Source organism: Rhodococcoides trifolii (assembly GCF_014635345.1).
GTDB classification, from domain to species: Bacteria; Actinomycetota; Actinomycetes; order Mycobacteriales; family Mycobacteriaceae; genus Rhodococcoides; species Rhodococcoides trifolii.
The window spans coordinates 83,388-97,799 of sequence record NZ_BMCU01000003.1; the positions used below are offsets into that span (position 1 = coordinate 83,388).

Sequence of the window (14,412 nt, forward strand, 5' to 3'; positions counted from 1 at the left end):
CTATGGGCAAACTCAGAACGGGGCGGGCTCCGCGGCGCGGCGGGCTCGCACGATCGCGCGGTGTTCGAGGTACTTCACCCGCAACGCCCGCGCCGCATCACGATCCGGGCCGTACCGCATCGTCGCGATCGCCGTCTCCGTCACCCACCGGTCGATACCCAACATCGAGTGGTAGTGCTCCCACCACGTCGGCGCATCCAGATCCGCAGGCAACGGCGTCGACGCCCGCAGCGGCCACGGCTTACCCCGACCCGCGTCGATCTCCTCCCCCAACGCCATCGACGCGAACGTGATCAACCCCGGCGCCGGCGCGCTCACCCTGATCAACCCGGTGTCGGTGCGCCACGCCACGAACCCGTCCGCCATGATCGCCGGCAACCAATGCCGCTCCGTCTTGACCTGATGGTGCGTCACACACAGCGGCCCGAGGTTCTCCACGATCGACCACCCACCCCGCATCGGATCGTCGTGATCGAAGGGCACCGTGTGATCGAGTTGGCAACGCTCCGAGGGCGTCGAGCACCCCGGGGCGACGCACTTGCGGTACCGCGCCCGCACCAACGCCGCCACCTCCGCCGACGGGGCGTACGTCAACGCCCCCTTGGGTGGGCACAGGTGTCCCCCGTGACCGTCCGGATGCACCCCGTTCGCCAACGACGGGTTCGCCGCGATCTGCGCCAGCAAATCCGCGACGTGGCGGTTGAGCGCCCGGAACCAGTAATGCGCCTTCGGTCTCATCGGTGGCGACGACGACACCGGAAGCGTGGGCGCCGTGTAGGAGCGGCTGCGATGCAGCAACACTCGCGCGCGGCACGAGGTCAACCGCGTCGGCACACCCGGGGCCGGGCGCGGCGGCGGCGTACCCGACTCGCCGTCGGCGGCCGATTCACAATGTTCCACTAAATCATCGGCGTCGATGGGCTCCGATGCGGACTCGGCGTCCACCGAGTCCGAATCAGCGTCTGCTTCCGCCGGGTTGTCCCGCCGATACCCCGCGGCGACGGTGCGCATCTCCGTGAGAATGATCTGCCACCGCGCATCCGCGGCCAACACCCGCGCCACCTCCGGATCGAGCGGTGTCCCATCGGCCAACGTCGGCGGGGTCGACGACAAACCCAGCAGCACCTCGATGTCCATGTACGCCGCGATCCTGCGCACCGGCGCCGGACCCACCTCGAGGCCCGCGACCGGGCACTCGTCCAGCCCGCACCGGCACTCGATCGCGTTCTGATCGCGCGCCATCGCCGTCGCCGCAGCTGCCTGCAACTCACCCTTCGAGCGTGGGTCGTTCGTGCACACCGTGCCCACCAACTGCTCGATCCGATCCATGAACTCCTGCGCCGCGAGATCACCGGTGGTGATCACCACATCGGACAACCCGTCGCCACGCTTACGCCGATACACCCGCGAATTGTCCTTGCGCACAACCTCTTGCGCCGCCCGTGCCTCGTCCGGGTCGTGATCGAACCACAACGACCACACCGCATCCCGCAACGGACCCGGCGTCTTCGACTGCGCCGCAGCAACGGCTTCCGCTTCCACCGCCGCCACCGTCGAATCACACGCTCGCTTCAGCACCGACACGGTCGTCGCCACCCGCCGGTAATCGACCTCCCCGGCGGTGAACGCGGCGTTCAGCAACGGCAACCGGTGCCACAGCTGCTCCCCCACCTCGATCACCGTCATCGCCACGTCCTGCGACAGTCTCAACGCCTCCGCCACATCCACCGTCGCGGTCCGCGCAGCACTCTGGGCGCACCTGGACCCCGATTCGAGCTCAGCGGTCAACCGCACATCGAGCAGGTCGTACGCATAATGCACCCGCTGAGCATCGAACCGATTCACCGCACGACGCGTCTCGTCGAGAGCAGCAACCAACGCAGCGGCCGACTGCACCACCGCTGGTCCACCAGAATCCCCCGATTCGAACATGCATTCGATTCTACTGCCTGGCGCTGACGCCCGCAAGGCCAAAAATAGGTCACAGCAACAACTTCGGTGCAGGAATCTATGTCAGACCTATGTGCATCTGCGGCACAGTGGTCGAATCGGGGCAGGAACGGCTTCATTCGGGTGACCCGGTTCGCCCTCTTGATTCGACGTACGTCAATATAAGGGTATGTCGTTTCGAACCGGTGATCAGTGCTGTCCGACCCCGACTACGAGCGATCCGCTGAGCGAGACCGATGCGACGGTGCTCGCGGGAGCGTTCAAGGCCCTCGGGGATCCGGTGCGGCTGCGGTTGCTGAGCATGATTGCCGGCCGAGACGGCGGCGAGGCGTGCGTGTGCGACATCTCGCCGACGTTCGCGGTGTCACAACCGACGATCTCGCACCACTTGAAAGTGTTACGCGACAACGGGTTCGTCGCATCGGAGCGCAGGGGCACGTGGGTGTACTACCGAGTCGTACCGTCCGCGCTGGCACCCCTGGCAGCTGCGCTTGCGGACATGGCACCGCTCGCAGGCGTGAATGCGGTGACGGTGTGAGCACCGGTACCGAGCGGTCACCTGCCGTCGTGGGCAAGCTGTCTACGCTGGACCGATTCCTACCGGTGTGGATCGGCGTCGCCATGGTCGTGGGCCTTCTGCTGGGCAGAACCATTCCCGGCGTGAACGACGCACTGTCGGCCGTCTCCGTCGACGGCATCTCGCTGCCGATCGCCATCGGACTGCTGGTCATGATGTACCCCGTGCTGGCCAAGGTGCGCTACGACCGCCTCGACAGCGTGACGGGTGACAAGCGTTTGCTTGCAGCATCTTTGGCCTTGAACTGGGTGCTAGGACCGGCGTTGATGTTCACCCTCGCGTGGCTGCTTCTTCCGGACCTTCCCGAGTACCGCACAGGGTTGATCATCGTCGGACTCGCCCGGTGCATCGCGATGGTCGTCATCTGGAACGACCTCGCCTGTGGTGACCGTGAAGCCGCTGCGGTCCTCGTGGCCGTCAACTCGGTATTCCAGGTGGTCATGTTCTCCGTTCTCGGCTGGTTCTACCTTTCGGTGCTCCCGGGGTGGTTGGGCCTCGAGCAGACCACCATCGAGGCCTCACCCTGGCTGATCGCCAAGTCGGTTGTGATCTTCCTGGGAGTGCCGCTCGTGGCGGGGTTCGCGTCCCGGTACTTCGGCGAGCGAGCAAAGGGACGGCAGTGGTACGAGGAGAAGTTCGTTCCCGGGATCTCTCCCTGGGCGCTGTACGGGCTGTTGTTCACCATCGTCGTTCTCTTTGCGCTGCAGGGTGATCGGATCACGTCGCAGCCCCTCGACGTCGTGCGTATCGCGCTACCGCTGCTGGTGTACTTTGCGGTGATGTGGGGTGGCGGTTACGCCCTCGGCGCCGCGATCGGGCTGGGCTACGAGCGCACCACCACCCTTGCGTTCACCGCTGCGGGTAACAACTTCGAACTCGCCATCGCCGTCTCGATCGCCACCTACGGCGCCACGTCAGGCCAAGCCCTCGCCGGCGTCGTCGGACCGCTCATCGAAGTACCCGTACTCGTCGGGTTGGTTTACGTCTCCCTGGCACTGCGCAGCCGATTCGCCGCAACCCCGCCGAAAAGCATTGTGCACCATGACTGATCCGACATCAGTGCTGTTCGTGTGCGTGAGCAACCGCGGGAAGTCGGTGATGGCCGAGAGGCTGACCACGACGATCACCCCAACGATCGCCGCATCGTCGGCGGGCACCGAAGCCCGGATCGGCGGGACCGTCAACGAGCTTTCCGCTCAGGTGCTCGCCGAACGCGGAGCGAGAGCAGACCACCACCGCCCTCGCCAACTCACCGACGAGTTGATGCGCGCCGCCGACCTTGTCGTCGTAGTCGGAAAGGCTGAGGTCACCGCACCCCACGGTGTGCAGCTCGAGGTATGGGACACCGACGAGCCGTCGGCACGCGGGATCGACGGACTCGACAGGATGCGGCTGATCGCCGACGACATCAGCGCGCGGATCCGAGCTATCGCCGACCGGTCGAGACCCTGATTCGATCGGCCCGTCGTCCCTGAACTTCGATCGATACATGCACGTTCACGACTTTGACAATCGTTTACATTAAGCCGTAGACATTCACACCGTGACCACTACTCTTCGCATGGCGCTGACGACAGCGACCTGCGCCCTACTGCTCGCCGCATGCGCAACCGACGATCCTGCACCCGAACCACCCGCCGCGGACAAGTCCGAGAATGCCTCGGCGACTCCACGATTGGCGATCTCCCACGACGGCGGCATCACCGTCCTCGATGCCACGACGCTCGAGGCCGTCGGCAACACCGCTGCCACCGGGTTCGTACGGCTGAACCCGGCCGGGGACGGTCGACACGTGATCGTCAGCGCCGGAGACAGTTTCGACGTTCTCGACGCCGGCACGTGGTCCAGGGAACACGGCGACCACGCGCATCACTACACGACGGAACCGGCCATGACGGAGACCGCGTTCGAGGCCGAGGAACCGGGACACGTCGTGCGCCACGCTGGGCGCACCGTGCTGTTCGACGACGGAACGGGCACCGTGACCTCGTTCGACCCGAAAGACCTTGCAAGCGGACAACCTCCGACCAGTACCCACCGCACACCGGACGCTCACCACGGTGTCGCCGTCGAACTCGCTGACGGGTCGATGCTGACGACCGTGGGAACAGAGGACGGGCGAACCGGAGTGGTCGTCACCGATGCCGATGGCCGTGAACGTGCCCGCACCGACGCCTGCCCCGGCGTGCACGGAGAGGCCGTGGCTGCGGACGAGACCGTGGTTCTCGGGTGTGAGAACGGTCTGGTCGTCTACCGAGACGGGGTGATCACGAAGGCGCAGAGCCCGGACCTCTACGGCCGCATCGGGAATCAGGCGGGCAACGAGAACTCGAGCTACGTGCTCGGCGACTACAAAGCCGACCCCGATGCCGAACTCGAGCGGCCGACGCGGGTGTCGATCACCGACACCCGCACGTCGACGGTGCAACTCGTCGACCTCGGCACCAGCTACACCTTCCGGTCACTCGGCCGCGGGCCCGCCGGTGAGGGATTGGTGCTGGGTACGGACGGCGCGATCCACGTCGTGGATCCGGAGACTGCCCGCGTCTCGAGGACGATCCCGGTGATCGACCCGTGGACCGAGCCCGACGAGTGGCAGTCGCCGCGACCGGCTCTGTTCGTACAGGACGGAGCGGCCTACGTGACCGATCCCTCCACGTCGACGGTTCATGCGGTCGATCTCGCGTCCGGAACCGTGACTGCGACAGCCGAACTCGACCATGTTCCGAACGAGCTGACCGGCGTCACCGGCTGAGGTCAGAAGTCCAGTCCGAGGTCGAGCACCGTCACCGAATGCGTGAGCGCACCGACCGCGAGGAAGTCCACACCCGTCCGCGCGTAGTCGGCGGCAACGGCCAAGGTGAGCCCGCCCGACGATTCGAGTCGGGTGCGCGGCGATTGCTTGTCCCGCCGTTGCACCGCCATCTGCGTCTGCCACAACGGAAAGTTGTCCAGGAGAACGAGGTCGACACCCTCGGCGAGCACCGCGTCGAGTTGCTCGAGGGTGTCGACCTCGACCTCGCACGCAATATCGGGAGCCATGGCCCTTACGGCGCGCAGCGCAGCCACGACTCCGCCCGCAGCCACGACGTGGTTGTCCTTGATCAACGCCGCGTCACCGAGGCCCATACGGTGATTCGCACCGCCACCGGCGCGCACTGCGTACTTCTGCAGCGCTCGCAGGCCGGGCAGCGTCTTTCGACTGTCACGAACGACGCAGGACGTGCCCTGGACCTCCGCCACCCATTCGGCTGTGGCAGAGGCGATTCCGGACAAGTGACACATGATGTTGAGCATCGTGCGTTCCGCGGTGAGCAGTTCCCGCGTGGGAGCCTCGACAGTCAACACGGACTGCCCCGGCTCCACACGAGACCCGTCGTCGCGGCGTGACACGATCTCGTACCGGTCGGCTCCGATCACTTCGTCCAGGACGAGAATTCCCACGTCGATACCGGCGACGGTGCCCTCGGCGCGGGAGACGACGGACGCGGTCGTCCGTGCGTCGCTCGGAACCGTGGCCAAGGACGTGATGTCGGGGCCGAGTCGGAGGTCCTCGTCGAGCGCCGCTCGAACAACCCCACGAACCTCGTCCAGGTCCAGGCCGGTGCCTGCCAATTCGGTCATCACGCCACCCCTGCCAGCTCCAGCGCCGAAACGGCGCCGTCCGCGTCCAGGCCGAAGGTGGTGCTTCGACGTTGTTGGGGATCTTCACCGTCGCGGTCGAGTCGGGTGTGGGCCCCGCGAGTTTCCGCCCGCAGCGCGGCGGCAGCCACCATCACAGTTCCGACAAGGGTCAGCGCAGCGTCCTCCGCTTCGACACCGCTCGACACCGACTGATCGGTGGCCGAGTCGAAAACGACTGCTGCAGAACGTAATCCGGAACCGTCCCGCACGACGCCGACGTGAGTCGTCATGACCTCCTGGATCATCGAGCGAGGCATCCGTCTCTGCGTCCACGATCCGGAGACCACGTCGTCGACCTGGTCTGCGTCGATGTCCACGAGAAGACCGCGACGCTCCGCAGCGACGACGCCCGCTCGCGCTCCCACCACGGCCCCCTCGACGAGACTGTTCGACGCGAGTCGATTCGCCCCGTGCAGACCGGTCCGGGCCACCTCGCCCGCCGCATAGAGGCCGGGAACAGCCGTTCGCCCATGCACATCGGTGACGACGCCTCCACAGGAGTAGTGCGCCGCCGGCGCGACCGGGATCAGGTCGACCGACGGATCGATTCCCGCGGCGAGGCACGACGCGGTGACCGTCGGGAATCGGTGTGCAATGTCGTCGATGCCGCGGGCGTCGAGCAGCACGTGATCGCCCCCCGTCTCGCGCAGGCGTGTGGCGATCGCTCGCGACACGATGTCGCGGGGCGCGAGATCTCCGAGCGGATGTACACCAGCCATGACGGATCTCCCGGTGACGTCCACCAGTCGGGCACCCTCGCCGCGCACGGCCTCGCTGATCAACGGACGCCGGCCGACGCCGGCAGCGTCGAACAACACCGTCGGGTGGAACTGCACGAACTCCAGATCGGACACGACCGCGCCGGCACGCAGAGCCATCGCGATTCCGTCCCCCGTCGCCGCCGCAGGGTTGGTGCTGCACGAGAACAACTGGCCCAGCCCTCCGGTCGCCAGAAGCACAGCGGGCGCGCGCAGGACGCCGACTCCCTGCTCGGACGTCACCAGCACACCGGCCGCACCGGACGGTCCGGTCAGCACGCGCACGGCCGTCGTCCCCACGAGCACCGCGGTCGCTGCCGACGACAACACACGCTGTACCTCGGCACCGGTGGCATCGCCACCCGCGTGGACTATGCGCGAAATTGCATGTCCACCTTCACGAGTCAGCGCAAAAGACCCGTCGGCGTTCGTGTCGAAACGCGCACCCAACCCGACGAGGGTGTCCAGCGCTGCGGCGCCGGACGACAGGATGGACCACACGGCTAGCTCGTCGCAAAGGCCCGCGCCGGCGACACAGGTGTCCGCCACGTGCGAGGCGATGTCGTCCCCGTAGCTGATCGCGATGCCACCCTGCGCGTACTGCGTCGATGTCTGACCGGGATCAGCTTTGGCGACCGTGACCACGCGCAAGCCGCGCCGAGTGGCCTCGATGGTTGCGGCCAGGCCGGCGACACCGCCGCCGACGACCACCAGGTCCGCGTCGACCTCCCAGGTTTGCGAACCGGCCGGCCTCCGGCCTTCCCGCTGTTGCGAACCGACCGGCCTCCGGCCTTCCCGCTGCGTCATTCCCCGCCGCCGCCGGGTGTGCCGATCGCGATCATGCGCTCGACCGACTGGCGAGCTCGTTCCGCGACCCCGCGATCGACGTGCACCTCGTCCTTGCCCTCGGTGAGGCAACGCAGCAGCGCGGCCGGGGTGATCATCTTCATGTACGGGCAGGACGCGCGCTCGTTGACCGGTTGGAAGTCCACGCCGGGAGCCGCCTTGCGAAGCTGGTGCAACATCCCGATCTCGGTCGCCACCAGAACCTGCTTGGCCCCCGTGGTGCGAGCCGCGTCGAGCATGCCACCCGTCGAGAGAATCTTCACCTTCTCTGCAGGCACGAATCCTTCGCCCGCCAGGTAAAGAGCGGATGTGGCGCAACCGCATTCGGGGTGCACGTACAGCTCGGCCTCGGGGTATGCCCGCGAGCGAGCGGTGAGCTCGTCGCCGTTGATTCCGGCGTGGACGTGGCACTCACCGGCCCAGATCAGCATGTTGGTGCGGCCGGTGACGCGCTTGACGTGAGCACCGAGGAACTGGTCCGGAAGGAACAGCACTTCGCGGTCCGGGTCGATCGACTCGACGACCTCGACGGCGTTGGACGACGTGCAGCAGATGTCGGTCAGACCTTTGACCTCGGCCGTGGTGTTGACGTAGGACACCACGACGGCGTCCGGGTGCTCGGACTTCCACTCGCGCAACTGCTCGGCATCGATAGAGTCCGCCAGGGAACATCCGGCGCGCGCGTCCGGAATCAGGACGCGCTTGTCCGGGCTGAGGATCTTGGCGGTCTCGGCCATGAAGTGCACACCGCAGAACACGATCTCGTCCTCGGAGGCGTCAGCTGCGATGCGCGAGAGCGCCAGCGAGTCTCCGACGTGATCGGCGACGTCCTGAATGGCCGGGAGCTGATAGTTGTGCGCCAGGATCGTCGCTCCGCGAGATCTCGCGAGTCGCTTGATCTCCGCAGCCCACTCCGGGCCGGCCTCGATTCCGCTGTACCCGCCCGGCCCGTCGTGAATCTGCGACAGTCCGCCCGTCCATAACGTCGTGGTCGCCATGGTCTTCTCCTTCACCCTGCGACCGGCCTCAATTCGACCGGCGGTTTCTCCCTCGGAGGTTTTCGACTTATGATCGAAAACATGCCACATCGTAGCACCGTCCACGAAGTGCTCAGTGTCGTGTTCCAAGTCCGAGTCTTCGACACCGGTGAACCCGCCGAGCTCGCGGTGCTGCTCTGGCAGCGCGCCCGCTCCCCCGAGAACGGCACCTGGTCGCTGCCCGGCGGCACCCTCGCGGACGACGAAGATCTGCCCACCTCGGCCCGACGGCTGCTGGCGGAAAAAGTCGACGTGCGTGAGGTCGCGCACCTCGAGCAGCTGTCCGTGTTCTCGCATCCGGACCGCGCACCGGGACCGCGGCGCATCGCGTCGACCTTCCTCGGCCTGGTCCCGATCCTGGCCGATCCCACGCTGCCCGTCGACACCGCGTGGCATCGCGTGTCGAGCTTGGCCAACATGTCGTTCGACCACGGCACCATGGTGCGGCACGCACGCACACGGCTCGTCGCGAAACTGTCCTACACCAATATTGCGTTCGCGCTGGCGCCGGCGGAGTTCACGCTGTCGACTCTGCGCGACATCTATTGCGCCGCATTGGGATACCAGGTCGATACGACCAATCTTCAGCGGGTACTGAGCCGGCGCGGGGTGCTCGAATCCACCGGCACCACGGCTCCGCCCGGCCCCTCCGGCGGGCGTCCGCCCACCCTCTACCGGTTCCGAGAATCGACCCTGCGGGTCACGGACGAGTTCGCGGCTCTGCGGCCACCGAGCTGACGTCGGTGTCCTCGGCCGCATCGTCGTCGGTATGCCTGCGTAGATCGTCCGATCGGCTCAGCGAGGCGAGGACGACCACTACGAGTGCAGCGACGAGAGGTTGCGCGAGGACCGCGAGCGGCGTCGACAGCCCGGGGGCGAGGGAGATGACGTCGCCCACCGCAGGGGACGCAGCGCGCGGGTGCAGCAGCCCTCCGACTCCGAGTCCCACGCCCGCGGCGACGACAGCTCCGACCAACGACGACATCGTCAGAGCGATTGTCATGGCGGGCCCCCGAGAAGATGGTGTCGACCACGACCCGACTCCACCGACCACACCCAGCCCAACTCCGATGCACACGAACAGGGCAAGAGCGTCGAAGCGGTGGGCACTCTCCCCCGTCAGCAGGATCCCGCGATTCTCCTCGACCACCATCAGGTGTTCGGTGGGCGCCAGCACACCCCACACGACACCGGCCAGAGCACTGGCCACGAGAACCACGGCAACCACGATCGGTATCGGGCGGCGCATCGCGTGTCTCACCGGATCAACACTACGACGGGGCCGGCCGGGCGCCCGCGTCGAGTTAAGGTGGTCGCCATGCAGTTGCGCAGACAGGACGTCGTCGTCGGCGCCCTGGCAATTCTGGACGAGTACGGCCTCGCGGACCTGACGATGCGCCGTCTTGCCGGCTCCCTGGGCGTCGGACCAGGAGCCCTCTACTGGCACTTCCCGAACAAACAGGCGTTGCTGGGTGCCGTCTCGGATCTCGTTCTCGCTCCGGTCGGTCGACCGTTCACGACATCGACGTGGGACGGTCGCGCAACCGAGGCTGCCCACCGTCTCCGCGACGCCCTGCTCGCTCATCGCGACGGAGCCGAGGTCGTGGCGTCCAGCCTGTCGGCCCGAACCGTCACGTCCCTGGTCCGGGATCTGTTGTGCGACACCATGTCCGCCGCCGACCTCGACGACTCCGACGCGTCGTCCGCAGCCGATACACTGCTGTACTACGTTCTCGGCGCCGCGATGGACGAACAGGCACGCCTGCAGTTGGACTCCGCCGGGGCGCTGACCGAGTCGGCCTCCCCCATAGCCGAATCGCCCTCGGCGACAGAGCGATTCGGCTTCGGTCTCGAGCTGTTTCTCGACGGGGTCCGGCACCGCGTACACGCGATGCGCTGACCGATCAGAGCAACCCGAGACCCTTCAGGTCCGTGACGTACTTGAGCACCAGGTTCTGCGACAGATGCGGAATGTCTCGATCGACACCCAGTCGCTTCTCCTGCACCGCAGACCGGAAAACCTCCGCGGGAATTACGGATCCCGGTGTCGGCTCGGCGGCGCTCTCGTACGCGTGCATCAGCGGTAAAAGCGAGTGCTGCTTCTGCTTCTCCGGCATCGCCCGAATCGCGGTGTCCAGCCGGGCGAACCACTCGTCGTAGTCGTCGATGCGAGTGATCGGGTACCCGGCTTCGATCAACCAGTCGACGAAGGTGTCGAGCGAGATTCCGTCGTCGTGCGGGTTCAACACGTCGTACGTGACGTAGCCCTCGGTGATGGGACCACCGAGTTCAGCGATGGCTGCAGCGGTGAAATCCGCTGGGAGACCGTCGTAGTGGGCTCGCGACGGGTCTCCCGTGTAGAACGACGCCGGCGCGATGCCGGTGGCCACGACGCTGAGAATCAGGCGCGTGAACACGTCGGGCACGTTGAGCTGGCCGCCGTAGGTGCTGTGGGCGAGAATCATGTCCGACCGGAACACGGCGACCGGTAGTGCGCACAGGTCGTGCGCCTCGCGCAGAAGGACCTCGCCGCCCCACTTGCTGTTGCCGTACCCGTTCGCGTACGAGTCGTCGACCGACCGCTCGGCGCTGATGTCTCGAATATCTCCGTTCTCCTCGAACGCGGACGGATCTATCTGCGACGCAACGGCAACCGTGGACAGGTAATCGACAGGCTTGATCTTGGAGGTGATTGCCATCCGGATCAGTTCGGCCGTACCGACCACGTTGGGACCGAACATCTGGTTGTACGGGAGCACGTGGTTGACCAGAGCTGCCGGGTGGACGATCAAATCGACCGTGTCCGCCAACCGCTTCCACGTCTGCGGGTCCAGACCCAGGTTGTCGTCGCCGATGTCGCCGGCGAGCACTTCGAGGTTCCGGTCGGCGAGCTCGGAATAGTGCGTCCACAGCGCGTCGTCGCCGCTGTCGAACGCCTCGTCCAAACGCCGCCGAGCCGCGGCCGCGTCGCTTCCGCGCACCAGCGCGATCACCGTGCCGCCGGTCTTCGCCACGCGCTCGAGCCATTCGAGGCACAGGAACCGTCCGAGGTAGCCGTTGCCACCGGTCAGCAGCACGGTCTGCGGGTCACCGGTCGGTCGCGGCAACGACGATGCAGCGCGAAGGGTGTCCTCGTCGATGAACTTGTCCAGCGTGAGGTCGGCTGCGGCGACGCGAGTACTGCCGGCCCCGTGCACGGATGCGAACGAGGGACGCGCCGCGCCGGTGCGGCGCTCGTTCTCGATGTAGTCGGCCAGGTGTGCGAGGTCGTTGGCCGCACTGACGATGACGCCGACCGGTACCTCGACGTCGAAGATGTCCTGCAACAGCGTGGAGAACGTCAACGCAGACAGCGAGTCTCCGCCGAGATCGGTGAAATGGGCGCCGGGCACGACGTCGGATTCCGCGCATCCGAGGAGCGCACGAGCGGCGCGGGAGACGATCTCCAGGGCCGGGCCGTCCGGATCACTGGTCCGCAGGGACTGCATCTCCTGGTCCTGACCGTCGGCGAGTTCGGCGTAGAGCTGCTCGAGACGGTCGCCGTAGTGTTCCTTCAGTTTCGGCCGCAGCAGCTTTCCGACGCCGGACAGCAGTCCGTTGTCCTGTGTGAACGGCTCGGTCTCGATGACGACGTCGCGGGGAATCTCGTAGGAATTGAGACCTTCCGCTGCCGCGATCGACTGAAGTGACCGCAGAATGGAGTCCTTGTCGACGTCGGGATCGGTGGGTACCACCACGGCGAGAAGGTATGCGCGTGCACTGTTTCCGTACACGAAGATCTGTCGGACCAAGGGGCTGTTGACGTAGTCCGCTTCCAGCTTCGACACGGCGACGAACTCGCCCTGCGACAACTTGAGGACGTTCTTGCGCCGGTCCACGTACACGAGCTCGTCGGGGCCGACCTCGGCCATGACGTCGCCTGTCATGTAATACCCGTCGGCGTCGAACATCTCGGCCGTGATCTCGGGCCGCTTGTAGTACCCGGGGAACATGGACTCGGTCTTGAGCAACAGTTCGCCGCGCGGATACGGTGTGTCCGTTCCGAAGTACCCGAGCTCGGGAACGTCGACGAGTTTGTAGTCGATGACCGAGGGACGCTGAATCTTCGACTCCACCAACACCATTCCGGCTTCCGTGGATCCGTAACCGTCGCCGAGGTCCAGGTCGAGGCACGACGAGATGAACTCGCCCATTTCGGCGGACAACGGAGCGGTGCCGCACATGGCGGCCAGTACACGGCCACCGAGGAAGTTCTCGCGAATGTCGGCCTTGACCTGACGTTCGAGTTCGTCACGATCGACTCCGTCGCGGGTGCGGCGATCGACCTCGCTGCGGAATTGTTGAAACACCATGTCGCACACTCGCGGCACGAAGTTGAACGCGGTGGGGCGCACCATGGCGATGTCGTCGAAGAGGGTGGACAGATCGCTCTTGGCCGCGAAGAAGGCGGTGCCGCCCGACGCCAAGGTCATGGCGAGCCAGTGCCGTCCATAGAGATGACTCATCGGCATGAAGTTGATGTGAATTGCCGGGATGACGTCGTCGTGGTGGCGGCGAAGGAGAGTGGACGGCAGCCATGGAGTGACGAGCATGCGCTCGGTGTACATCGCACCCTTGGGGGCGCCGGTGCTCCCGGACGTGTAGAAGATGGTGGCGAGCGGATTGTCGTCCTCGTCGGGAACGTACACCGGCGGAGGGTCACCGGCCGTCCCGCGCTCGATCACCTCGGCCAGCGATTCGAGAACCACGGCGGACGGTAGGCGATCGCGGGCGGACTCGTACGTCTCGCGTTGCTCGTCGTCCTGCGGGTAGTAGTCGAACACCACGACGCGATCGGGCGTCGCGCCCTGCACGATGGCGTCCACCGCCGTGTCCAGTTGTCCGATGCTCGCAGCGACGACGGTGGGGGCAACCTCGGCGATGATCGGCGCGAGTTGAGCGGCCGGCGCACTGGTCTGGAGCGGAACGGACACGACGCCGAGGCGGATGCACGCGAGATCGAGTGCGGTGTAGTCACTGCTCGTGAACCCGAGGATTGCCACGAATTTGCCCGTGACGGAGTCGATGTCGTCGCTCCACGTCCGCGCGATGGCGGACACCCTGTGCTGCAGATCGGCGTAGGTGGAGGTCTCGAAATCGTCGAGGAGGCGCATCTCGGTTCGGCCGGTGTCCGGGTTCGTCACGAACTCGCGGCGGCGCTGTCCCACGGCGGGGCGGTCGGAGTAGCCGCTGAGGATGGTCTCGACCACCTCGGCCAAGCGTAGTCCCGGCGCCGACGCGGCGCGGGAGACCTCGGGCAGCGGTGCGGCGGCGGCGAACTGATCGTCGGCGGCGTAAAGCTCGGCCGTGCGCCGTGCCAGGCGCTCCTGCCGGGCGTCCGTCGACACCCTGTCGCTCTCCGAAACCTCGGTGTCCGTGCGCGTATCGATCGTCACGATGCCCCCTCTTTACCAAATCATTAGGTGTGTTAATGAGTAACGCTAACTATATTCGCGGCCACGGCTCCAACGGATCGATGTGACAAGCAACACCGAATCGACATGCGCCGTTCAGCTCGACG

General features: G+C 66.3%; 12 protein-coding genes. 6 read left to right on the top strand and 6 right to left on the bottom strand.

Features of this window, described 5'->3' with window-relative positions; all coding sequences use genetic code 11:
• Positions 1 to 12: 12 nt before the first annotated feature.
• Complete coding sequence (locus tag IEW02_RS13680) at positions 13 to 1,932, bottom strand: HNH endonuclease signature motif containing protein (RefSeq protein ID WP_188545422.1); 1,920 nt, start codon at positions 1,930 to 1,932, stop codon at positions 13 to 15.
• 187 nt (positions 1,933 to 2,119) lie between these two features.
• Between IEW02_RS13680 and IEW02_RS13685 the strand changes: the two genes are divergently transcribed.
• From IEW02_RS13685 to aztD, 4 genes are all read left to right on the top strand, one after another.
• The gene (locus IEW02_RS13685; protein WP_188545423.1) at positions 2,120 to 2,488 is read left to right on the top strand and encodes an ArsR/SmtB family transcription factor; all 369 of its coding nucleotides are present in this window, start codon (positions 2,120 to 2,122) and stop codon (positions 2,486 to 2,488) included.
• Complete coding sequence (arsB, locus tag IEW02_RS13690) at positions 2,485 to 3,576, top strand: ACR3 family arsenite efflux transporter (RefSeq protein WP_308933182.1); 1,092 nt, start codon at positions 2,485 to 2,487, stop codon at positions 3,574 to 3,576. The genes IEW02_RS13685 and arsB overlap by 4 nt, the downstream gene beginning before the upstream one ends.
• Complete coding sequence (locus tag IEW02_RS13695; RefSeq protein ID WP_188545424.1) at positions 3,569 to 3,979, top strand: arsenate-mycothiol transferase ArsC; 411 nt, start codon at positions 3,569 to 3,571, stop codon at positions 3,977 to 3,979. Before arsB ends, IEW02_RS13695 begins: the two co-directional genes overlap by 8 nt.
• Positions 3,980 to 4,088: 109 nt before the next feature.
• Positions 4,089 to 5,282 carry a zinc metallochaperone AztD gene (gene aztD / locus IEW02_RS13700; protein WP_188546108.1) on the top strand — a complete coding sequence of 398 codons (1,194 nt, stop codon included), beginning with the start codon at positions 4,089 to 4,091 and terminating at the stop codon, positions 5,280 to 5,282.
• A 2-nt stretch (positions 5,283 to 5,284) separates the two neighbouring features.
• On the opposite strand, the gene nadC is transcribed toward aztD, so the two are convergent.
• The 3 genes from nadC to nadA are packed head-to-tail and all read right to left on the bottom strand — an operon-like array spanning position 5,285 to position 8,813.
• Positions 5,285 to 6,151, bottom strand: coding sequence for a carboxylating nicotinate-nucleotide diphosphorylase (gene nadC / locus IEW02_RS13705; protein WP_188545425.1), 867 nt, complete (start codon positions 6,149 to 6,151; stop codon positions 5,285 to 5,287).
• On the bottom strand, positions 6,151 to 7,776 hold the full coding sequence (locus tag IEW02_RS13710) for an L-aspartate oxidase (protein WP_188545426.1): 1,626 nt from the start codon (positions 7,774 to 7,776) through the stop codon (positions 6,151 to 6,153). Before IEW02_RS13710 ends, nadC begins: the two co-directional genes overlap by 1 nt.
• Complete coding sequence (nadA, locus tag IEW02_RS13715) at positions 7,773 to 8,813, bottom strand: quinolinate synthase NadA (RefSeq protein WP_188545427.1); 1,041 nt, start codon at positions 8,811 to 8,813, stop codon at positions 7,773 to 7,775. Before nadA ends, IEW02_RS13710 begins: the two co-directional genes overlap by 4 nt.
• Positions 8,814 to 8,894: 81 nt before the next feature.
• On the opposite strand from nadA, the gene IEW02_RS13720 reads away from it, so the two are divergent.
• Positions 8,895 to 9,590: an NUDIX hydrolase gene (locus tag IEW02_RS13720; RefSeq protein ID WP_308933183.1), complete on the top strand. Its 696-nt coding sequence runs from the start codon at positions 8,895 to 8,897 to the stop codon at positions 9,588 to 9,590.
• Here IEW02_RS13720 and IEW02_RS13725 read toward each other — a convergent pair.
• Entirely contained in the window at positions 9,553 to 10,113 is a 561-nt protein-coding gene (locus IEW02_RS13725) for a DUF2567 domain-containing protein (protein WP_188545428.1), read from the bottom strand. The genes IEW02_RS13720 and IEW02_RS13725 overlap by 38 nt on opposite strands.
• A gap of 57 nt (positions 10,114 to 10,170) precedes the next feature.
• Here IEW02_RS13725 and IEW02_RS13730 point away from each other — a divergent pair, with 57 nt between their 5' ends.
• Positions 10,171 to 10,752, top strand: coding sequence for a TetR/AcrR family transcriptional regulator C-terminal domain-containing protein (locus tag IEW02_RS13730; RefSeq protein WP_188545429.1), 582 nt, complete (start codon positions 10,171 to 10,173; stop codon positions 10,750 to 10,752).
• A 4-nt stretch (positions 10,753 to 10,756) separates the two neighbouring features.
• Here the strand turns inward: IEW02_RS13730 and car are convergent, their stop codons facing one another.
• Positions 10,757 to 14,287, bottom strand: coding sequence for a carboxylic acid reductase (gene car, locus IEW02_RS13735; RefSeq protein ID WP_229746032.1), 3,531 nt, complete (start codon positions 14,285 to 14,287; stop codon positions 10,757 to 10,759).
• Positions 14,288 to 14,412: the final 125 nt, after the last annotated feature.